Below are 19510 nucleotides of genomic sequence, written 5' to 3'. Positions count from 1 at the left end.
TCTACTATAGCTTTCAACTTAAGGGGGGGGGCATGAAAGCTCTCGTCGCCGTTGTTCTTTTGGCCGCTTCGCTGACTCCGGCCTTGTCACAACCGAAGCCCGCCAAGAGCTCGGCCAAGCCGAAAACTTGCACCTATGAACAATGTGTATCGGTGAATAAGGCTCGCGGGTGGGACAGCGCTGCCGTGAGCCGGTGGTGCAGCGCCAATCCCGGCAAGTGCGACAACTAGCAGCGCAGCACCGGAAAATTACCTCCCAGGAAGCCGAGCTGCTTTCCAACCAAGATTTTTGAAATGACTCGCCTGCTTGCCTGCCTCCTGCTCTTGACCGCTTCCCGTGCGTTGGCCGCTACCGCGATCGGCACGGAATGCGGTGGCACGGTCACTTCCCAGCAGATGAATCCGAACCCCGATCGACAGCGCTGCTACGACAGCGCGCGGTATAACAGCACCCCAGTCACCGGGACAGGACGTAAAGCTCCTGCCTCGTCACGCAAAAGGGAGAAAGCTGCCCACTAGTCCGTTGGCGCGGCCATCAAGCAATCCTGCGGTCAGAGCCTCAACTGTTTGGGTTTTGGGCGGTGGTCTGGGGCGGGCGTTTTGCTAGGTTGGAAGGACCGAAAGGTCGCGTTTAATTGCGGCTTCAACCAAAAAGGGTACCAATGAAAGCTATTATTTTTGCTGCACTCATCGTCATTGCGTCATATCCAGCGCAAGCAATGTCGTGCTCCGATTACAAGGCTATCTGTGTATCCAGGGCGGTCAAGCCAGAACGGTGCGGCGCTGCGTGGAAGCAGTGCATGAAGACCGGCATTTATATAGGTCCAGAGAGCGGGACGAACCACGGACAGGCCGATAAGCGTTAAAAGGTGGGTGACCCCAAGCCCCGTTTAAAGCCCTGCCCGAACTAGCGTTGAACGGTTTCCGCAGGACTATGGGCGGCATTTCGGCGGCGGGCTCACGGTCCCCTGAGAGGAGCGACGGCTAGTGAACGTCGGCCGTTGGCCCATCTCCGACCTAGGGTGATGGACGCCAACGCGCCGCTATAGAGGAGGAGCGGACTCTCCGAGGAGTGCTGCGCGGGTTTGTGATTAGGCGCCTGGAAACGGCCGGCGCTCGCCCGTCACCGGACCATGGTCTCGCGATCCCAGGCCTGATAGTCGGGCGAACCTTCGATGCGGATCGGACCCTCGTAGCCGTATTCCACCATGTGCACGGTCACATAGTCTTCCCCGAAGAACACGACGCCATAGGCCTGCGGCAGGTCGGACGCGCTCAGCAATTTGGTCTCGGAGAACAGCGGATAGCTCGCATGGTTGGTGCCGCGCAGCGACGAGACCGGAACGCCTGCGACCGAGCCGGCAAGCGGTAGGTGACAATGGCCGAAGAAGACGTGGCGGATTTTTGCCCGGTGATGGCCGACGAGACGCCGGAACGGAGCGTCGTCGAGCAGGCGGATCTGGTCGAGCGGGGCCAGATGCACCGGCATCGGGTTGTGGTGCATGAACAGCAGGAATGGCCCGTCATGTTCGGCAAGCCGTGCCTCGAGCCAGCCGAGGCGATCGTCGCAATAGCGGCCGGCATGCGTGTCGGGATGGGCGGTATCAAGGAAGAGACAGCGGCCGGCAGCGGTGTCGTGGATGCCCTGGACGAAGCCATTGTCGTCGGCGAGATCGGGGAAGACGCTGAGGAAGGCGGCGCGTCGGTCATGGTTGCCGATGCACAGCCGGACCGGCAGCGGATATGCGTCGAGGCGCTGCTTGAGCCAGTGATAGTCGGCGGCATCGCCCCAATCCGAGAGATCGCCGGTGATCACCATCAACTCGGCGTCGTGGTGATCCTTCAGGGCATGCGCCAGCGCCCGCTCGAAATTGGCGCGCGGGTCGCGGCCGCCGATGGTCGCGCCGGGTGCCGTCAGGTGAATGTCGCTCAAGTGAAGCAGCTTCATCGTTCTTTCCCGTTCCTGCGGCACGGGGCGCCGGCGGCGCCCCGTGGTTGGCGGTGTCGTGATGCTCAGCGCGCGGCGCCGGTGGTCTTCGGCAGCAGCTTCTGCACATCCACCGTCATGTCGGCGAGAACGGCCTCGGGCTCCTTGGCGCGGGCGCCCGAGACGATCGTGTTGAGGTGATCCTTGATCACGTCGGTGATCTTCAGGCCGTTGTCGCCGGGGAAGGCGTACCATTTGGTGAGCAGCGGGAGCTGGCCGACCGCGGTGTAGTTGTTGGGGTTCTTGACGTAGAAGTCCTTCAGATAGACCTCGTTGGCGACCTTGTTGGGCGGCATGTAGCCGGTGGTCTCCGCCATGATCGCAGCGCCCTTGGGGCCGGTCCAGAACTTCACCGCTTCCCAGGCGGCGTCACGCTTGGCCTTGTCCTTGGCGAGGATCAGCACGACGTTGCCGCCGGCCGGCAGCCTGCCGTTCGGGGAGGCCACGTCCGGGAACGGGATCGTCTTCAACGCGAACTTGCCGCCGGTCATCTGCGTGACCTTGTTGAGGTCCGAGGTCGAGGTGACGTGAAAGCCGGTCTTGCCGGCCGCGAACGCCGCGCGCATCGACGGCTGGTCGAGGTTGGGCATGCCGCCCTCGTTGACGAGCCGCGCGATCATGTTGATGGCGAACTTGCCTTCCACGCCGTCGAAGGCGACCTTGGTCTCGTCGGCGTTGAGCATGGTGCCGCCGCGCGCGAAGACCGGGGCTTGCCACAGCCAGTTGCCGGTGATGTCCCAGGCATAGGTGACGCCGTTGGTGTCGTTGCCGAGCGCCTTGATCTTCTTGGCGAGCGTGAGCAGCTCGTCCCAGCTCTTCGGCAAATTGTTCACGTCGCCGCCGGCCTGTTTCACGAGGTCGAGATTGACGTAGACGATCGGAAGCGAGATCGCGAAGGGAAGGGCGTAGACCTTGCCGCCGGCGGTGCCGATGTCGTACATCGCCTGGTGGAAGCCCTGCTTGTCGAAGTCCTTTTCCGCGGCGATGTAGCCGTCGAGCGGGGCCGGGATGTTCTTGTCGACCAGGACGCGGATGCGGTTCAGGCCCTGGAAGGAGACATCAGGCATCTGATTGGTGACGGCTTCGCGCAGCACTTTCTGGGTGGCGTCCTCGTAGGATTCGTAAGGCGCCCGCATCGTCACCTTGATCTCCGGGTGCACCTTGGCGAACTCATCGGCGATGCGCTTGTGGGTCTCGGTGAACAGCTCCGGATACGGATACTGCATCACGATCTCGGTCTGGGTCTGCGCGAGCGCAGAGCCGGCCGCAAGCGACAGAGCCGCCGCGGCGATGATGGACTTCAGCATGGATAGACTCCTGTTTGAGGTGACGCGGTTACTTGATCCCGGTGAGGGTGATGCCCTCGATGAAGCGGCGCTGGGCAAAGAGGAAAGCGATCACGAGCGGCGCGATGATCACCATCGCCGCGGCCATCAGCGGGCCGTAGCTGGTACCGGCCTCGTTGTTGCGGAAATGCGCGACCGCAAGCGGCGGCGTCCGCAATTGCTCGCTGTTGAGCACGATCAGCGGCCAGAAATAGTCGTTCCAATGCGCGACCACGGAGAAGATGCCGAACGCGGTCACGGCCGGGATCGCGGCGGGCAGCATCACCCGCCAGACGATGCCGAACTCGGAGATGCCGTCCATGCGCGCGGCATCGACGAGATCGTCGGGCACGGTCTTGAAGAACTGGCGCATCAGGAAGATGCCGAACACCGAGATCGTGAAGGGCAGGACGAGCGCGGCATAGCTGTCGAGCAGGCCGGCCTTGTGCAGCAGCAGGAAGACCGGGATCGCGGTCGCCTGCGGCGGGATCAGGATCCCGAACAGGACCAGGGCGAACAGCGTCTCGCGGCCGAGGAAGCGAAGCTTTGCCAGCGCGTAGGCCGCCGGCAGCGCCACCATGACCTGCAGCACGAAGATCGAGACCGTGACGATGACGCCGTTGAGCAGGAAGCGCAGCAGATTGGCCTTGGCGAAGGCCTCGCGCAGATTGTCCCACAGCGCGAACCGGTGGGGGATCAGATGCAGCTCGCTGGAGAAGATTTCGGTCTGCGGCTTGGACGCGGTCGAGATCATCCAGATGAAAGGCGCGAGCATGAGCGCGGCGCCCGCGATCAGGAGCACGTGGCGCAGGATCGCCCGGAACGTGACGGAATGTGTGTTGCTCATGTGTAATGCACGCCGCGATCGGCGAGCCTCGACTTGATCAGCGTGAGCGCGAGGACGAAGACCAGGAAGACGACCGTGATCGCCGCGGCGTAGCCCGAACGGAAGAACTCGAAGCCTTCCGTGTACATGGTGTGGATCAGGACCTCGGTGGATTTCGACGGGCCGCCCTTGGTCAGCACATGCACGGTGTCGAACACCTGGAACGAGCGGATGCCGGAGATCACGACGACGAAGGTCGTGACCGGGCCCAGCATCGGCCAGGTCACGAGGCGGAAGCGTGCCCAGCCGCTCGAGGCACCGTCGATTTCGGCCGCCTCGTAAAGTTGCTTGGGAATGGAGACGAGGCCCGCGAGGAACAGCACCATGTTGAAGCCGACCGCCTGCCAGATGCCGATCGCGCACAGCGCATAGAGGGCGGTGCTGCGGTCCTGCAGCCAGGCGAAGGCCGGCAGGCCCGCGCCGCGCAACAGCCCGTTCACCAGACCGAATTGCGGATGCAGCATGAATTCCCACACCACCGCCATCGCGATCAGGGTCGCCATGACAGGCAGGAAATAGATGGTCCGATAGAGGCTGCGCAGGCTGGTGCCGCTCTGGATCAGAAGCGCGATCGCAAGGCCTGCGATCACGGCGCCGGGCACCACGACCACGACATAGGTCAGCGTGTTGCGCAGCGCGGTCCAGAACACCTTGTCGGCGAACAGGTCCTGGTAGTTGGCGAGCCCGATCCAGGAGAAGTGCGGCGCGCCCAGCTGATAATCGGTGAAGGAGAGGGCGATCACGCCGGCGAGCGGACCGAGCAGCATGACCAGCATGAGCGCGGCGGCCGGCGCCACCAGCGCGTAGGCGGAATATGTGCGCCGGCTGCCATGCGCCGGCAGCGACCGCCTTGCGGTGCCGGCGGGGACGATCGCCGCGTCGATGGTGATGGAGCCGTCAGACATGGGCGGGCTCACGGATGCGCTCGGCCTGCTCGACCCTGAGCTCGATCCGCTTCCCGGCCGGATCGAAAGCCCGCACCGCGTCGGGCGCGAAGCCGAACGTGACGGCACGGCCCATCGCAGGCAGCTGCCGGACGTCGCCAAGCCGCGCGATCAGGCGTGCTCCGGCGCCTTCGATCGCAAGGTGCACGAAGGCCTCGGCGCCGAGGTTTTCCAGATGAACGACACTTCCGGAGAATGGCCCCGCGCCCAGCTCGATCCGCTCCGGACGCACGCCGACACGGCAGTCGCCCGCGGCCGCGCCACACCCAAGCCGCAGAGCGGTGCCCAGCACGTCGATGCCGCCGTCCTTACGGACCCGCCCGGGAAGGATGTTGATCTTGGGGCTGCCGATGAATTCGGCAACACGGATGTCGCCGGGGTCGTCGTAGATCTCTGCGGGCGTCCCGACCTGAATCAGCTCACCGGCCATCATGACGGCGATCCGGCTCGACATGGTCATCGCCTCGGCCTGGTCGTGCGTGACATAGACGAACGTTGCCTTGAGGCGGCGATGCAGCTCGGCGAGCTCGGCGCGCATGTGGACACGCAGCTTCGCGTCGAGGTTGGAGAGCGGTTCGTCGAACAGGAAGGCGCGGGGCTCGCGCACCATGGCGCGTCCGACTGCGACGCGTTGCCGCTGTCCGCCGGACAATTGCCCTGGCTTGCGCCGCAGCAATGGCGCGATGTCGAGCTGCTCGGCGATCGCCGTGATGTCGGCGCGGATGGTCCGTTCCTTGGCGCGCCGGCCCGGCAGCAGCGGGCCGAGCAGCGGCAGCCGTTCGATCGCGGAAAGGCGCCGCATCCGCAGCGGCACCGCGATGTTGTCGAAGGTACTCAAATGCGGATAGAGCGCATAGGACTGGAAGACCATCGCGAGGTTGCGCGCGCTCGGGCGAATGCCGTCGACGGGGCGGCCGTCGATATGGACCTGGCCGGAATTCTGCGGCTCCAGCCCGGCGATGATGCGGAGCAGGGTCGACTTGCCGCAGCCGGAAGGACCGACCAGCGAGATGAACTCGCCGTCCTCGATCCGGAAATCGATGCCTTTCAGGACGTCGGTCCCGTCGAAGGATTTGCGGATCGTGGAAAGCTCGATTTGCGCCATTCGCGCTGGTCCCCTGCTGCCTGTTGCGGCGCATGAGGAGTAGGGACGGCATCTGACATTCACATAACGGTCAATGGCATTGCCTATGCTGATCCCAGGTTTTTCTTTTGCGGCGTCCTGAATCAGGGATGCCGGTCTTGGAGTTCTTGTCGTGGCGCTGACGTCGTCGCGTGTCCGGGCGGTCAACGCGGTGTTCGACACCGGCAGTTTTGCCGCCGCGGCCAGGAAACTGGGAGTGTCGCAACCCGCAATTGCGCAGCTGGTGCGCGATCTCGAGGCCGAGTTCGCCGTTGCGCTGTTCGACCGCCACGGACAGAACCTGATCCCGACGCCGCTGTGCCGGCGACTCTACGCCGCAACGAACCGTATGCAGGCACTCGAGGCGGATGCCCAGGCCATCCTCGAGCAGCGCGATGAGCTGTCGGGGGGCGAGCTTCGCATCGGGCTCGGCAACGCCATGCCGGGAATGGCGCTGATCGCGGCGTTTCGCAATTTGTATCCGAAGATCCAGATCAATATCGAGATCGGGAGCTGGTCTGCGATCATGGCGGCGGTGGTCGACCAGCGCGTCGATGTCGCCGTGCTGCCGGAGGTGCCGCAGGACAATCGCTTCCGTCGCGAGCCCTGCGTGCAGCAGCGCGTCGTCGCGATCTGCCATCCCGTTCACGACCTCAGTCGGGAATCGCGCGTGTCCGCCGTCAGCCTGATGCAATATCCGCTGGTGTTTCGGACCCGGGATTCCGCGACCCAGCGCGTCGTCGACAGGGCGTTTCGCGCCGTCAATCTGCGTGCTGCTCCGGCGATCGTCGTCAACACGCGCGAAGGAATGCTGGAGGCGGTCGCCAACCGGCTCGGTGTCGGCTTTGTCTGGGAGCACGGCTCGAGCCGCGTCGATCGCATCGCCAAGGTGGCGATCGCGGAAATCGAGGCGGAATCGCCCGAATACATCTTCTCGCTGGCCGGCAAACGCGGCAAGCTGGTCGAGCTGTTCTATCTGGCCAGAAGCCTGTCGCGCTCGGCAGACGGCGCCGACATCCTGTCGGCCCCGTAGAGCGACAGGCAGGCCCGGGCCCTTCCGGTGTAATCGCCTTCAGGCTGTAGCGAAGCATAACCACAACCGAAATGTTGCGCAGCGGAAATGTAACATATTTACGAATTTTTGATACGGAATTTGGTCAGCCGGCCCAAGATGGGCTATGCTGGCGCCGCGCCGAGAACAACAGAGACGTCGGGAGATGGCATGGGACACCAGCGGCGGACGGGGCTGCATCCATGATAACCTTGCCGAGACTGGCGGCTGAATCCCTCGAGGACTTCCTCGGGAAGTTCATGCGTCGCCGGTACGATGAGACGTCTGCCAGTATCATCGAGAGCGCGACCCGCACCGCGATGGAATGCATCGGCAACAGCGATGCGCTCTATCACAATATCGAGCATACGATGCTGGTAACGCTGGCGGCCCAGGCCATCCTCCGCGGCCGGAGCCTTCATACCCACCTGTCGGGCGACGACTACGTCCATATCCTGATCGCCTGCCTCGCCCACGACATCGGCTATGTGCGCGGGCTGTTCGAGGAGGACGATGCCGACGGCTTCGTGATCGACGCGGCCGACACCAAGATCTCGTTGCCGCGCGGCGCGTCGGACGCGAGCCTGATGATGTATCACGTCGACCGCTCGAAGCTGTATGTGACGCGGCGGCTGCGGCATATTCCCGGCGTCGATCCGGAGCGCGTTGCCCGCGCCATCGAGGGGACGCGCTTTCCGGCCCGCCAGGGACAGGAATACGACGACGAGGCCTCGATCCTGCGCGCGGCCGACTTCATCGGCCAGCTCGGCGACCCCAATTATCTGCGCAAGGCCAACGCGCTCTATTACGAGTTCGAGGAGGTCGGCATGAATCGCCAGCTCGGCTACGATTCGCCGGCCGACATCGTGAACCGCTATCCACAGTTCTACTGGAACAGCGTCGCACCGCACATCCAGACCGAGATCGGTTATCTCAACAAGACCGAGATCGGCCGGCAATGGATCGCCAACCTCTACAGCAACGTGTTCCGCGCCGAGCGCGACATCTCGCTGTCCGGCCCGCAGAAATAGGCCGTTCTTGTAGCCGGGATGAAGCGCAGCGCAATCCGGGGCCGGTGCATGTTGTAGAATCCCGGATTGCGCTGCGCTCCATCCGGGCTACGGCCTCCCAATTCCGTGAGAAGACCATGCAAGAAAAAACCGTCACCACGGACGTTCTCGACATCGCCTATCGCGAATATGGCGCGCCCGGCGGCTGGCCCTGCATCATGGGCCACGGCTTTCCCTACGACGTGAACGCCTATGCCGAGACGGCGCCGATCCTTGCAGAGGCCGGCGCGCGGGTGCTGGTGCCGTGGCTGCGCGGCTATGGGCCGACGCGTTTCCGCAGCGCGTCGACCTTGCGCTCCGGGGAGCAGGCGGCGCTCGGCGCCGATCTCTTGGCTTTCATGGACACGCTCGGCATCCAGCGCGCCGTCGTCGGCGGCTATGACTGGGGCGGGCGTGCGGCCTGCGTGGTCGCAGCGCTCCATCCGGAGCGGGTGATCGGCCTCGTCTCCGGCAATTCCTACAATATCCAGAACATCGCCCGCGCCATGGAGCCGGCCTCGCCGCCGGAGGAGGCGGCGCTCTGGTATCAATATCTCTTCCACAACGAGCGCGGCCGCCGTGCGCTGGAGCGCAACCGGCGCGGCTTTGCGCGCCAGCTCTGGGCGATGTGGTCGCCGAAATGGAAATTCGACGACGCCACGTTCGAGAAAAGCGCGGCATCGTTCGACAATCCTGATTTCGTCGACGTCGTGATCCACTCCTACCGCCACCGCTACGCGCTGGTCGCGGGCGACCCCGCCTATGCCGCCATCGAGGCGAGGCTGGCCGGCCAGCCGCCGATCCGCGTCCCGACCATTGCGATCGACGGCGACAGCGACGGCGTCAATCCCGGCACCGCCCATCACGCGCGCAAGTTCGAAGGCGCATTCGAGCGCCGCGTCTTCACCGATGCCGGACATAATTTGCCGCAGGAACGGCCCGCCGAATGGGTGCAGGCCGTGATCGACGTCCGGAAGACGGCTGCGTCATAGGCAGTCTCAACGACGTGCTCAAGCCCGAGCGCGTCGGCGTCATCATCAAGGCGACGCATCACTGCATGACCGCGCGCGGGGGCGTGTTCCGCGACGATGCGCTGACGCGCCAGGAACTGCTGGGGCTCGCCAAATCGGACGAATGACCGGCGCTGGCTCGCGCGGCCGACGCGCCGCATTCGATCTTGATTTGCGTCAAGGTTGCAGCAGGTGAGGGCTGCTCTGCTGGCTGTCGTCCCGATCGGGTGCGTGCTATCCTGGCGCGTGCCCGCGGGCTTCGCATGCAGGAGTGGCCCATGACAAGTGCTTCAGACGCGCCCCACAGTCTCGGCTCGAGTATCTCTGCGCTACATGCCAAATGGGGCTGGATCGTTGCGCTCGGCGTCGTTTACCTCATCGCCGGCTTCGTTGCGCTCGGCAGCATGGTGATGGCGACGGTAGCGAGCGTGATCGTGGTCGGCGCGATGATGATCGTCGCCGGGGTGACCGAGGTGATCGGCGCCTTCCAGATGAAGAGCTGGGGGAAGTTCTCGATCTGGGCCTTGCTGGGCGTGCTCTACATCATCGCCGGCTTCCTCACTTTCGAGAACCCGCTCTTCGCCGCGGTTCTGCTGACGCTGTTCCTCGGCGCCTCGCTGCTGGCCTCCGGCGCAGTCAGGCTGTTTCTCGCCTTCAGCATGAAGCGCGAAAGCCCGTGGGTCTGGGTGGCGCTGTCGGCCGTCGTCACGCTGCTGCTCGGGCTGCTGATCCTGGCGCGCTGGCCGGTGAACAGCGTCTACATCCTCGGCCTGTTCCTCGGCATCGACCTGATCATGGCGGGTGCGGGATGGGTCAGTCTCGGCTTCAGCCTGAAGCGGCGTCACTAGAGCATTTTCGGTTCTGGTTGAATCAGAACCGAAGCTCTAGATTCTTGTTTTGACGCGTTTTCTTCACGCGAACCGGTGCCCACTTCGCTCGAAAACGCTCTGGATCCTGCGTGGTGCGTGCCGGGTCCATCAGCAACTCGACGCAAGACCATCTTGCGGAACTCCGCTGATCTGACGTGCTGACAAAAAGCAGCACGCCGCGCGGTTGTCTCGCGCGAACGATGATCATCGGGGAGAAACCATGAGAGCTGCCTTGGTCCTGGCCGCGGCGCTGGCCGCCGCCTGTCTGCCGACTTCCGTCTCCGCGCAAAAATCCTACGGCCCCGGTGTCAGCGACACCGAGATCAAGATCGGCAACACCATGCCCTATAGCGGGCCGGCCTCGCCGCTCAGCATCACGGGCCGGGTGATCGCGGCCTATTTCGACGAGGTCAACGAGAAGGGCGGGGTCAATGGCCGCAAGCTCAATCTGATCTCGCTGGACGATGCGTTCTCGCCGCCCAAGACCATGGAGGCGGCGCGGCGCCTTGTCGAAGGCGATGGTGTCGCCTTCATCTTCGCGACCATGGGCACGGCGCCGAGCTCGGCGATCGCGAAATATCTGAACAGCAACAAGGTGCCGCAGCTGTTCCTGATCAGCTCGGCCTCGAAGTGGAACGATCCCGCCAACATGCCGTGGTCGATGGCGCTGCCCTGGGCGCCGAACTACACCAGCGAGGCCGCGATCGACGTCGCCTATGCCCGCGCCAAGAACCCGAACGCGCGCTTTGCGGTGCTCTACCAGAACGACGATGCCGGCAAGGAATATCTGCGCGGCGTCAAGGAAGCGCTCGGCGCGGATGCCGACAAGGCGATCGCGATGGCCTCGAGCTTCGAGGTCACGGACCCCACCGTCGATTCCCAGGTGCTGACGCTGGCCAATACCAAGGCCGACGTCTTCATGATCTATTCGGTGACGCCGCGCGCCTGCGCGCAAGCGATCCGGAAAGCGCATGAGGTCGGCTGGCAGCCGACGCGCTTCCTCGCCTCGGGCTGCGCCAACAAGGCGACCGTGATGGTGCCGGCGGGTCTCGAGGCCGGCAAGGGCGTGCTGTCGCTCGGCTCGCTCAAACCCTTCGTCGAGCAGCCGAAGGACGATCCGGCGATGACGGCCTATATCGACTTCATGAAGAAGCGCCTGCCCAACGCCGACGTCAACAACGTCGCCGGCCTCTACGGCTACACCGTCGCCGAGGCGCTGGTGGTGCTGCTGAAGCAGTGCAAGGACAATCTGACGCGCGAGAACATCATGGCGCAGGCGGCGAACTTGAAGAATGTGCCGCTGTCGCTGCTGATGCCCGGCATCACCCTCAACACCACGCCGCAGGATTTCCGCCCGATCAAGGACGGCTACATGCTGCAGTTCGACGGCAACGACTGGGTGGTGGCGAGCGAGCTGTTGAAGGGGACGTGAGGAGTGGGACGCGAGTAGCAGCAGAGACGGTGCACCCTCTCCCCTTGTGGGAGAGGGTGGATCGCCGCGAAGCGGCGAGCCGGGTGAGGGGTCTCTATCCTCGCGAGCAGCTTCACGAGTCGAGAGAACCCCTCATCCGGCGCTTCGCGCCACCTTCTCCCACAAGGGGAGAAGGAAAGAGGAGACCCCCATGGACTTTCAACACTCTCCCCGTTCGCTGGAGCTGCAAGAGCGCGTGCGGCAATTCATGCGCGCCCATGTCGAGCCGGTCGAGGAGCTCTATTACGAGCAGGTCAAGCCGGAAGCCGCGCGCTACAAGACGCCGCCTGTGCTGCAGGATCTGAAGAAGATGGCGCGCGAGCAGGGGCTGTGGAATCTGTTTCTCTCCGGCGAGCACGGTCCGGGTCTCACCAATCTCGAATATGCCCCCGTGAAGGAGATCATGGGCCGCATCCTCTGGGCGCCCGAAGTCTTCAATTGCTCGGCGCCCGATGTCGGCAACATGGAGGTGCTGGCGACTTACGGCACCAAGGCGCAGCAGGAGCGCTGGCTGAAGCCGCTGCTCGATGGGCGGATCCGCTCCGGCTTCTCGATGACCGAGCCGCAGGTCGCCTCCAGCGATGCCACCAACATCCAGTGCGCCATCACGCGCGATGGCAACGACTACGTCATCAACGGCCGCAAATGGTTCACCTCCGGCGCGATGAACGAGGATTGCGAGATCCTGATCGTGATGGGCAAGACCGCGCCCGACGATCCCGACCGCCATCGCCAGCAGTCGATGATCCTGGTGCCCAGAAACACCCCCGGCGTCCACGTCGTCCGCGACATGCTCACCTACGGCTATGACGACGCCCCCAGCGGCCATCCCGAGATCGTCTACGACAATGTCCGCGTGCCCGTGGAGAACATCCTGCTCGGCGAAGGCCGCGGCTTCGAGATTGCGCAAGGCCGGCTCGGCCCCGGCCGCATCCACCATTGCATGCGGCTGATCGGCTGTGCTCAGCGCGCGCTCGAATTGATGTGCCGGCGCGCCGTCTCGCGCGTCGCCTTCGGCAAGCCGCTGGCCGAGCAGGGCTCGGTGCGCGAGGACATCGCGCACTCCTTCTGCGAGATCGCGCAGGCGCGGCTGCTCACGCTGCAGGCCGCCGACAAGATGGACCGCGAGGGCAACAAGGCCGCGCGCGACCTGATCGCGGCCGCCAAGATCGTGGTGCCCGGCATGGCCGCCCGCGTCATCGACCGCGCCATCCAGATCCACGGCGCCGCCGGCGTCTCGCAGGATACGTTCCTCGCGCGCGCCTATGTCTACGCCCGCTTCATCCGCATCGGCGACGGGCCGGATCAGGTGCATCTGGCCGCGGTGGGCAAGGAGCTGATCAAGCGCGGTGGGGTGATGGGGTAGGCAGATCGCCGCTCAAGAACTGGGCGCAGAAATCGCGGGGAAGCTCTGGTCACAAGGTAGCATGGTATGCTTTGATGGACAGGAATATTTGATGTGGGCACTGCCGACGTTGTTGCGCTCGGCACTGAGCGAGCAGGTCAACAATGCGCAGTTTCACCCCGAGCAGTCGGACCTCCGGCGCGCGATCCTTCGCGGCCATCCTGGCCTCTATCCTGGCGATCCTGATCATCTGCAGTAGTCTACCCGCTCTCGCAGCGGTCGAACCCTTTCCCGCGGCTTTCAAGATCGAGCGGATAGCGGTCAACGGCGTCACGCTGCATGTCCGAGTGGGCGGACAGGGACCGGCGGTCGTGCTTCTGCACGGCTTCGCCGACACCGGCGACATGTGGGCGCCGCTCGCCAAGGCGCTCTACAAGGACCACACCGTGATCGTTCCGGACCTGCGCGGGATGGGGCTGTCGTCCCAGGCCCCAGGCGGCTACGACAAGAAGAACCAGGGCGTCGACATCGCCATGCTCATGGACAAGCTCAGCGTCCAGAAAGCCGACCTGGTGACGCACGACATCGGCAACATGGTGGGCTACGCGCTCGCGGCGCAATACCCTGACCGCATCACCAAATGGGTCGTCATCGACGCGCCGCTGCCCGGCATCGGGCCCTGGGACGAAATACTCAAGAGTCCCATGCTGTGGCATTTCAATTTCCGCGGTCCCGATGTCGATCGCCTGGTCAAGGGCCGCGAGCGCATCTATCTCGACCGCTTCTACAACGAGCTGTCGGCCGATCCCAAGGCCATCGACGAGGCGACGCGCAACCATTATGCGAAACTGTACGCCCGGCCCGGCAACATGCATTACGCCTTCGAGCAGTTCGCCGCGTTCGGAAAGGACGCCACGGACAACAAGGTCTTTGCCGCGACCAAGCTGAACATGCCGATCCTGGCCCTTGGCGCCGAAAAGTCCTTCGGCAATCAGCAGGCCGCGATCATGCGCGACGTCGGCACCAAGGTCGACGGCGGCATCATCACCGGCTCCGGACATTGGATCATGGAAGAGCAGCCGGCGCAGACCGTGAGCAAGGTGCGCGCGTTCCTCGACGGGAAATGACGGGCAAGGGCTTCATCCGCAGTGAAGCCCGAGCAGCCTGGTCAACCCGGCTGCATTTCGTCGAGCGGCCAGATCGGACGGCGGACGTTCCGGTACGACAGCTTGCTGTGATCGAAGGTGGCAAGGCCGCCGCTATCGGCCAGGATCACCTCCTTGGCCATGGGCCCGAAAGCAGCCCGGAAGTGGTGCGCAGACTTGACCGCGACGATCCGGAATTGAGCCGGTTCGGCTCCCAGAATCCGGAACATTTCCTGATCATAGGTCTGCAGCGTGTTGGTCGAAATCGCGATGGAGACGCCGTCGACCTCGAGCAAGGCGCTCGGCCCGAGCGTCAGGGGCTGCCCGGCATTCATCGGCCCCTCGCAGACGAAGGCGCCGTCCGACAGTCCGGTGACCCGCCCGGTCAGCGTGAGCGGAGGTCCGTAGCTTTCGGGGTGGCGCTTGGCGCCGAGAACGACATCGAGGCTCGCCCCAAGGCCCGCGTCATGGCAGCGCGCCGCGGCCTCGGGATCGCCGAGGACACCGAACAGCACGCCGCGGATCCCGGCCTGCAGCAGCGCCTCGAGCAGGCGGATGCCGTCGCCGTAGGCGCCCGAACCCGGGTTGTCGCTGAAGTCCGCGATCACGAGGGGGCGGGTGTCGGCGACATCGGCTGCGGCTGCCGCGGCAAGCCTCGTCGCGGCCGGCAAATCGAGCGCTGTGACGGTCACTTCGGCTCGGCGGCGGACCATCTCGTCCTCGAGCGCCGCTGCAGCCTGCCGCGCCGCCGTTTCGGCAGCGTTGTGGGAGGAATCGTAGGTGATTTGAACGCTCGGGCCGACCTCGGCGATATCAGAGCGGCTGAAGCCCGCGCAGACGTCGACGGAGAGCAACCCGGGCGTTTGCGCCTGCATGTCCGCGGCACGCTTCAACAGGTCGCTCATCACGCCGCCCTGGGTCCGTCCGTGATTGCAGCCGTCGAGCAGAGCCGGTTGCGAGCGGAGGACCTTCGGGCGGGTCGTGCCGTCCATCGCCGACTGCAGCAGCTCGGCGGCGCGGAACGCCGTCTCGTACTGGTCGATATGCGGATAGGTGCGGTAGGGCAGCATGATGCTGGCCAGCCGGCCCATGCGCTCGGTGACGTTGGCATGCAAGTCGAGCGTCACCGCAATCGGGATCGTGTCGCCCAGACGCTTGCGCAATCCTTCGAGCAGTGCGCCTTCGGCGTCGTCCTCGGTCTCGGTCACCATCGCGCCGTGCAAGGCCAGGATGACGCCGTCGAACGGCCCGGTTTCGCAGGCTGCAAAGACCAGCCGCTGCAGTTCGGCCCAGCACGCGGCCGTCACCTTGCCGGACGGGGTGGCCGCGGCGGCGACCGGCTGCACCAGGGTCCAGCCGTAGCGTTTCGCGGCGGCCAGATGCGCGGCGATCTCCATTCTGGTGTCGGCCAGCGCCGCGGCGATTTCGCCGTCACGCAGGAACAGCCGTTTGCGATAGTCCTCGAGTGTCGTCGGAATGACCGAGAAAGTGTTGGTCTCGTGGGCGACCTGCGCCGAGAGAACACGCCGCGTCGGGCTCATGGAATTCCTTTGTTCTTTTTTTATGCAATCGCAGTCAGCCGCGCCGACACGCACCGCGTCCTGCCCGGCACTGCTTGACCGCATCGTGCCTCTGTTTTGCCCGACGAGTCAAAATCAATACCGGTAAGAACAGCAGGTTTTGCGCTGGCCACCAACTCATTGAAAAACCTGCCCCCTGCTACTGTGCATGGGGTTGTTTTGCAGTTTTTTGTTTGGAGGACCCGCCGCCCGGCTGCGGCGGGCGCGCCGTCACCCCGCCTTGGCGATACGGCCGTCCGTAGCCCCCGCGCGCAGGTTCTGGAAGAACGTCTCCACCTCCTGTGACAGCGTGTCCGCCGTCGCGGTCAGGCTGCTCGCGGCCGTGAGCACCGAAGCTGCGGCCGTGTCGGTCTCGCCGATGGCGTCGCGCAGCGAGGTGATGTTGGCGACCAGCGTCTCGTTGCCTTGCGCGGCGCTTTGCGCGTTGGACGAGATCTCGCGCGTGGCGGCGTCCTGCTGGCCGATGGCGCCGGCGATCGCGGAGGTGACCTCGTTGATCTCGCGCACCGCGCCGCCGATCTCGCGCACGGCGTCGACCGCGTTGCGGGTCGAGGCCTGGATCATCGCGACGTTCTCGCTGATCTCGGCGGTCGCCTTGGCGGTCTGGCCCGCGAGCGTCTTCACTTCATGGGCGACCACGGCAAAGCCGCGACCGGCCTCGCCCGCGCGGGCCGCTTCGATGGTGGCGTTGAGCGCGAGCAGATTGGTCTGCTCGGCGATCGCCTGGATCAGATTGAGCACGCCGTCGATGCGCTGCGTGGCGGCGGCGAGGCTCTCGATCTCGGAGATCGACTTCTCGGTGCGCTGGCCGGTCTGCTCGACGGCGCCGGCGCTCTGGCGCACCTGGCGGCCGATCTCTTCCACCGAAGCCGACAGCTCCTCAGCGGCGCTCGCCACCGCCGTGACGTTGTGGGAGGCCTGCTCGGTGGCGTTGGCCGCCGTGCCGGCACGGCTGTTCGCGTCCGCCGTGACGCGGGTGATGGTCTGCGCGGTCTCGCGCATGGCGGAGGCGTTGTCGCTGAGGCCGCGCATGATGGCGCCGATCGCCTCGCGAAACTGCTCGACGGATTGCTCGATGTGACGGGCGCGCTCCTCGCGCGCGGCCGAGTCCTGCGAGACCCGCGAGGCGAGGTTGCGGTTGCGGCCCATGGCCTCCTGGAACACCTGGATCGCGCGGGCCAGCGCGCCGATCTCGTCGGCGCGGTCGGCGTGCGGCACCACGACGCCCTCAGCCCCGTCGGCGACCTGCTTGATGGTGGAGGTGATCGCGGCGAGCGGCCGGGCGACCGAGCGGGCGATGATGACGATGCCGACCACGACCAGGGCCAGCGCCACGCCGCCGAGGCAGGTCAGCACGAAGGAGAGGGTGCGGATGGTCTCCGTCTCGCGCGCGATCTGCCTGGCGCGCTCGGCATAGACCTTGGACAGCGCCTCGAGATCCTTGTTCAGCGCCGAACGCACGGCCCGGTTGGCGTCGTTGTCGCCCCATTCGCGGCCCGCGGCCGCATTGATCTCGACGCCGCGGCGCACCAGCTCCTTGCGGAATTCGACGAATTGTTCGATGCGCTTCTTGAAGGTGGCGAACTGCTCGGCATCGTCCGCCCTGACGATGGTCTCCCAGCGCTTCACGACGTCGAGGATCTGGGCGTTGAACTTGAGCAGGCCTTCGCCGTATTTCTTCACCACGGCCGGCTCGGTCGACATGTAGACGCCGCGCGATTCCATCACCACCGCATAGACCAGCGAGTTGACGCGCTCGACGTTCAGCGCGGCGGCGTTCGCCGTCTCGATCGCGTTGGTCAGGTCGGCGCCGCGACGGCTGTTGTAGTCGGACAGCATGGCGATCGCCGCCGTGAGCAGCGCGAACAGCGCGAAGATGGCATAGAGCTTGGTGGCAAGCGTGAAGCGGCCAGCCAGCTTGGCGGCATTCCCAGATCGGTCTGAGGTCATGGTGTTCAGGGGCCCGGAATGGCCTGAAGTGGCCGGTGAGCGGGATCGTGTAAAATTGATGCAAAAATATGCAGGGCGAAGATGGATGCGGCGTTAACGCGGGGCGCGGGAAGAGGGCGCCCGGTCGGCGGAATGGCGAATTATTTCAGCTGGTTGGTAGGAAACTGTCGGTTTTCGGCAGATCGCCCCCGGGCGAACCCGAGGAGAGCCCTCACATTGGCGTGCATGCCGGCCGCCAAGCGCGTATTCCTTGACGGAGGGATCGCCTTCAACATCGACCGGACTCGGCCACCGGCCGACGAACCCCGGAGACACCCTTGGTCTACCGCCACACCATCGACGCCACGACCCACACGTTCCCGGACCTGCGCGATCTCCTTGCCAAGGCAACGCCGCCGCGTTCCGGCGACCGGCTGGCCGGGATCGCCGCCGGCACGGCCGAGCAGATGATCGCGGCGCGGATGGCGCTCGCCGACGTTCCGCTTACCCAATTCCTCCAGGAAGCCGTCATCCCCTATGAGGCCGACGAGGTCACCCGCCTCGTCATGGACGGCCATGACGCGAAGGCCTTCGCACCGGTGGCATCCCTGACGGTCGGCGGCTTCCGCGACTGGCTGCTGTCGGATGCTGCCACGCCCGAGGTCCTGAAGACGCTCGCGCCCGGCATCACGCCGGAGATGGCGGCCGCGGTCTCGAAGCTGATGCGCAACCAGGATCTGATCCTGGCGGCGCGGAAATGCGCGGTCACCTCCGCCTTCCGCAACACCATCGGCCTGAAGGGCCGGATGAGCACGCGGCTGCAGCCCAACCATCCGTTCGACGACGCCAGGGGCATCACCGCCTCGATCCTGGACGGCATCCTGCTCGGGGCCGGCGATGCCTGCATCGGCATCAATCCGGCCAGCGACGATCCGGCCGTGATCGCGCAATTGCTGCGGCTGCTCGACGAGATCATCGCGCGACTGAAAATCCCGACGCAGGGGTGCGTACTGACCCATGTCACGACGACGCTGTCGCTGATCGGGCAGGGCGTGCCGGTCGACTTGGTCTTCCAGTCGGTCGCCGGAACCGAGGCCGCCAACCGCAGTTTCGGCATCGACCTTGCCCTGCTGAAAGAGGCGCAGGAGGCCGGGCTGTCGCTGCGGCGCGGCACGGTCGGGCAGAACGTGATGTATTTCGAGACCGGCCAGGGCTCGGCGCTGTCGGCTGGCGCCCATCACGGGGTCGACCAGCAGACGTGCGAGGCGCGTGCCTATGCGGTCGCCCGCGCCTTTGCCCCGCTATTGGTCAACAGCGTGGTCGGCTTCATCGGCCCGGAATATCTCTACGACGGCAAGGAAATCATCCGCGCCGGGCTGGAGGATCATTTCTGCGGCAAATTGCTCGGCCTGCCGCTCGGGATCGACATCTGCTACACCAATCATGCCGAGGCGGACCAGGACGACATGGACAATCTGCTGACGCTGCTCGCCGCCGCCGGCGTCACCTTCATCATGGGCGTCCCCGGGGCCGACGACGTCATGCTGAACTACCAGTCGACGTCTTTTCACGACGCGCTCTATGTTCGTGACGTCTTCGGTTTGCACCGCGCGCCGGAATTCGACGATTGGCTGGCGCGGTCGGGCATCACAGGCGCCGATTTCCGCATTGCCGGCGATCCAGGTCTGTTGCCCGATTTTGCCTCGCGACTGATCGCCTGAGGCGGTTCGAAGCGTCGCGCCCTCCTCGGAAACTATCTGCATCCTCCGGAATTATGCTTGTGCCACAATATTGAGA

16 protein-coding genes are annotated in these 19510 nt (G+C 65.1%); 9 read left to right on the top strand and 7 right to left on the bottom strand.

Features of this window, described 5'->3' with window-relative positions; translation table 11 throughout:
* Positions 1-1122 precede the first annotated feature (1122 nt).
* The 5 genes from TSA1_RS26595 to TSA1_RS26575 all read right to left on the bottom strand — a co-directional run bounded on the left by TSA1_RS26595 (position 1123) and on the right by TSA1_RS26575 (position 6246).
* The gene (locus TSA1_RS26595) at positions 1123-1947 is read right to left on the bottom strand and encodes a phosphodiesterase (protein ID WP_100178921.1); all 825 of its coding nucleotides are present in this window, start codon (positions 1945-1947) and stop codon (positions 1123-1125) included.
* A gap of 65 nt (positions 1948-2012) precedes the next feature.
* Positions 2013-3293, bottom strand: coding sequence for an ABC transporter substrate-binding protein (locus TSA1_RS26590; RefSeq protein ID WP_100178920.1), 1281 nt, complete (start codon positions 3291-3293; stop codon positions 2013-2015).
* A 28-nt stretch (positions 3294-3321) separates the two neighbouring features.
* Entirely contained in the window at positions 3322-4158 is an 837-nt protein-coding gene (locus tag TSA1_RS26585) for a carbohydrate ABC transporter permease (RefSeq protein ID WP_100178919.1), read from the bottom strand.
* Positions 4155-5102 (bottom strand): carbohydrate ABC transporter permease, encoded by a 948-nt coding sequence (locus tag TSA1_RS26580; protein WP_100178918.1) that lies wholly within the window; start codon positions 5100-5102, stop codon positions 4155-4157. The genes TSA1_RS26585 and TSA1_RS26580 overlap by 4 nt, the downstream gene beginning before the upstream one ends.
* Positions 5095-6246 (bottom strand): ABC transporter ATP-binding protein, encoded by a 1152-nt coding sequence (locus tag TSA1_RS26575; protein WP_100178917.1) that lies wholly within the window; start codon positions 6244-6246, stop codon positions 5095-5097. Before TSA1_RS26575 ends, TSA1_RS26580 begins: the two co-directional genes overlap by 8 nt.
* Before the next feature lie 151 nt (positions 6247-6397).
* Between TSA1_RS26575 and TSA1_RS26570 the strand changes: the two genes are divergently transcribed.
* From TSA1_RS26570 to TSA1_RS26535, 8 genes are all read left to right on the top strand, one after another.
* A complete protein-coding gene (locus TSA1_RS26570) occupies positions 6398-7297 on the top strand; it encodes a LysR family transcriptional regulator (protein ID WP_100178916.1) in 900 nt (299 codons plus the stop codon).
* Positions 7298-7518: 221 nt separating this feature from the next.
* Entirely contained in the window at positions 7519-8346 is an 828-nt protein-coding gene (locus TSA1_RS26565; RefSeq protein ID WP_100178915.1) for an HD domain-containing protein, read from the top strand.
* A gap of 116 nt (positions 8347-8462) precedes the next feature.
* Positions 8463-9356, top strand: a complete 894-nt coding sequence (locus tag TSA1_RS26560; protein WP_100178914.1) for an alpha/beta fold hydrolase — start codon at positions 8463-8465, stop codon at positions 9354-9356.
* A complete protein-coding gene (locus TSA1_RS26555; RefSeq protein ID WP_430649777.1) occupies positions 9311-9502 on the top strand; it encodes a GTP cyclohydrolase I in 192 nt (63 codons plus the stop codon). The genes TSA1_RS26560 and TSA1_RS26555 overlap by 46 nt, the downstream gene beginning before the upstream one ends.
* A gap of 150 nt (positions 9503-9652) precedes the next feature.
* Complete coding sequence (locus TSA1_RS26550) at positions 9653-10222, top strand: HdeD family acid-resistance protein (RefSeq protein ID WP_100181350.1); 570 nt, start codon at positions 9653-9655, stop codon at positions 10220-10222.
* Positions 10223-10463: 241 nt separating this feature from the next.
* Positions 10464-11675: an ABC transporter substrate-binding protein gene (locus TSA1_RS26545; protein WP_174719089.1), complete on the top strand. Its 1212-nt coding sequence runs from the start codon at positions 10464-10466 to the stop codon at positions 11673-11675.
* 190 nt (positions 11676-11865) lie between these two features.
* Positions 11866-13080 (top strand): acyl-CoA dehydrogenase family protein, encoded by a 1215-nt coding sequence (locus TSA1_RS26540; protein ID WP_100178912.1) that lies wholly within the window; start codon positions 11866-11868, stop codon positions 13078-13080.
* 143 nt (positions 13081-13223) lie between these two features.
* Positions 13224-14186 (top strand): alpha/beta fold hydrolase, encoded by a 963-nt coding sequence (locus TSA1_RS26535; protein WP_100178911.1) that lies wholly within the window; start codon positions 13224-13226, stop codon positions 14184-14186.
* Positions 14187-14227: 41 nt separating this feature from the next.
* Here the strand turns inward: TSA1_RS26535 and TSA1_RS26530 are convergent, their stop codons facing one another.
* Both TSA1_RS26530 and TSA1_RS26525 read right to left on the bottom strand, forming a co-directional pair.
* On the bottom strand, positions 14228-15799 hold the full coding sequence (locus tag TSA1_RS26530; protein ID WP_245448414.1) for a M81 family metallopeptidase: 1572 nt from the start codon (positions 15797-15799) through the stop codon (positions 14228-14230).
* Positions 15800-15994: 195 nt separating this feature from the next.
* Positions 15995-17734: a methyl-accepting chemotaxis protein gene (locus TSA1_RS26525; protein WP_100178909.1), complete on the bottom strand. Its 1740-nt coding sequence runs from the start codon at positions 17732-17734 to the stop codon at positions 15995-15997.
* A gap of 317 nt (positions 17735-18051) precedes the next feature.
* Here TSA1_RS26525 and TSA1_RS26520 point away from each other — a divergent pair, with 317 nt between their 5' ends.
* The gene (locus tag TSA1_RS26520; protein ID WP_100178908.1) at positions 18052-19434 is read left to right on the top strand and encodes an ethanolamine ammonia-lyase subunit EutB; all 1383 of its coding nucleotides are present in this window, start codon (positions 18052-18054) and stop codon (positions 19432-19434) included.
* Positions 19435-19510 lie beyond the last annotated feature (76 nt).

This window comes from Bradyrhizobium nitroreducens (genome assembly GCF_002776695.1).
Classification (GTDB): domain Bacteria; phylum Pseudomonadota; class Alphaproteobacteria; order Rhizobiales; family Xanthobacteraceae; genus Bradyrhizobium; species Bradyrhizobium nitroreducens.
The sequence above is the reverse complement of the archived record's forward strand: the minus strand, read 5'-3'. Positions and strand labels throughout refer to the sequence as shown.

Excerpts from the sequence above, each read along its gene's own strand:
- TSA1_RS26595 (WP_100178921.1), bottom strand. The coding sequence starts at position 1,947 with ATGAAGCTGCTTCACTTGAGCGACATTCACCTGACGGCACCCGGCGCG.
- TSA1_RS26590 (WP_100178920.1), bottom strand. The coding sequence starts at position 3,293 with ATGCTGAAGTCCATCATCGCCGCGGCGGCTCTGTCGCTTGCGGCCGGC.
- TSA1_RS26585 (WP_100178919.1), bottom strand. The coding sequence starts at position 4,158 with ATGAGCAACACACATTCCGTCACGTTCCGGGCGATCCTGCGCCACGTG.
- TSA1_RS26580 (WP_100178918.1), bottom strand. The coding sequence starts at position 5,102 with ATGTCTGACGGCTCCATCACCATCGACGCGGCGATCGTCCCCGCCGGC.
- TSA1_RS26575 (WP_100178917.1), bottom strand. The coding sequence starts at position 6,246 with ATGGCGCAAATCGAGCTTTCCACGATCCGCAAATCCTTCGACGGGACC.
- TSA1_RS26565 (WP_100178915.1), top strand. The coding sequence starts at position 7,519 with ATGATAACCTTGCCGAGACTGGCGGCTGAATCCCTCGAGGACTTCCTC.
- TSA1_RS26560 (WP_100178914.1), top strand. The coding sequence starts at position 8,463 with ATGCAAGAAAAAACCGTCACCACGGACGTTCTCGACATCGCCTATCGC.
- TSA1_RS26555 (WP_430649777.1), top strand. The coding sequence starts at position 9,311 with ATGGGTGCAGGCCGTGATCGACGTCCGGAAGACGGCTGCGTCATAGGC.
- TSA1_RS26550 (WP_100181350.1), top strand. The coding sequence starts at position 9,653 with ATGACAAGTGCTTCAGACGCGCCCCACAGTCTCGGCTCGAGTATCTCT.
- TSA1_RS26545 (WP_174719089.1), top strand. The coding sequence starts at position 10,464 with ATGAGAGCTGCCTTGGTCCTGGCCGCGGCGCTGGCCGCCGCCTGTCTG.
- TSA1_RS26540 (WP_100178912.1), top strand. The coding sequence starts at position 11,866 with ATGGACTTTCAACACTCTCCCCGTTCGCTGGAGCTGCAAGAGCGCGTG.
- TSA1_RS26535 (WP_100178911.1), top strand. The coding sequence starts at position 13,224 with ATGCGCAGTTTCACCCCGAGCAGTCGGACCTCCGGCGCGCGATCCTTC.
- TSA1_RS26525 (WP_100178909.1), bottom strand. The coding sequence starts at position 17,734 with ATGACCTCAGACCGATCTGGGAATGCCGCCAAGCTGGCTGGCCGCTTC.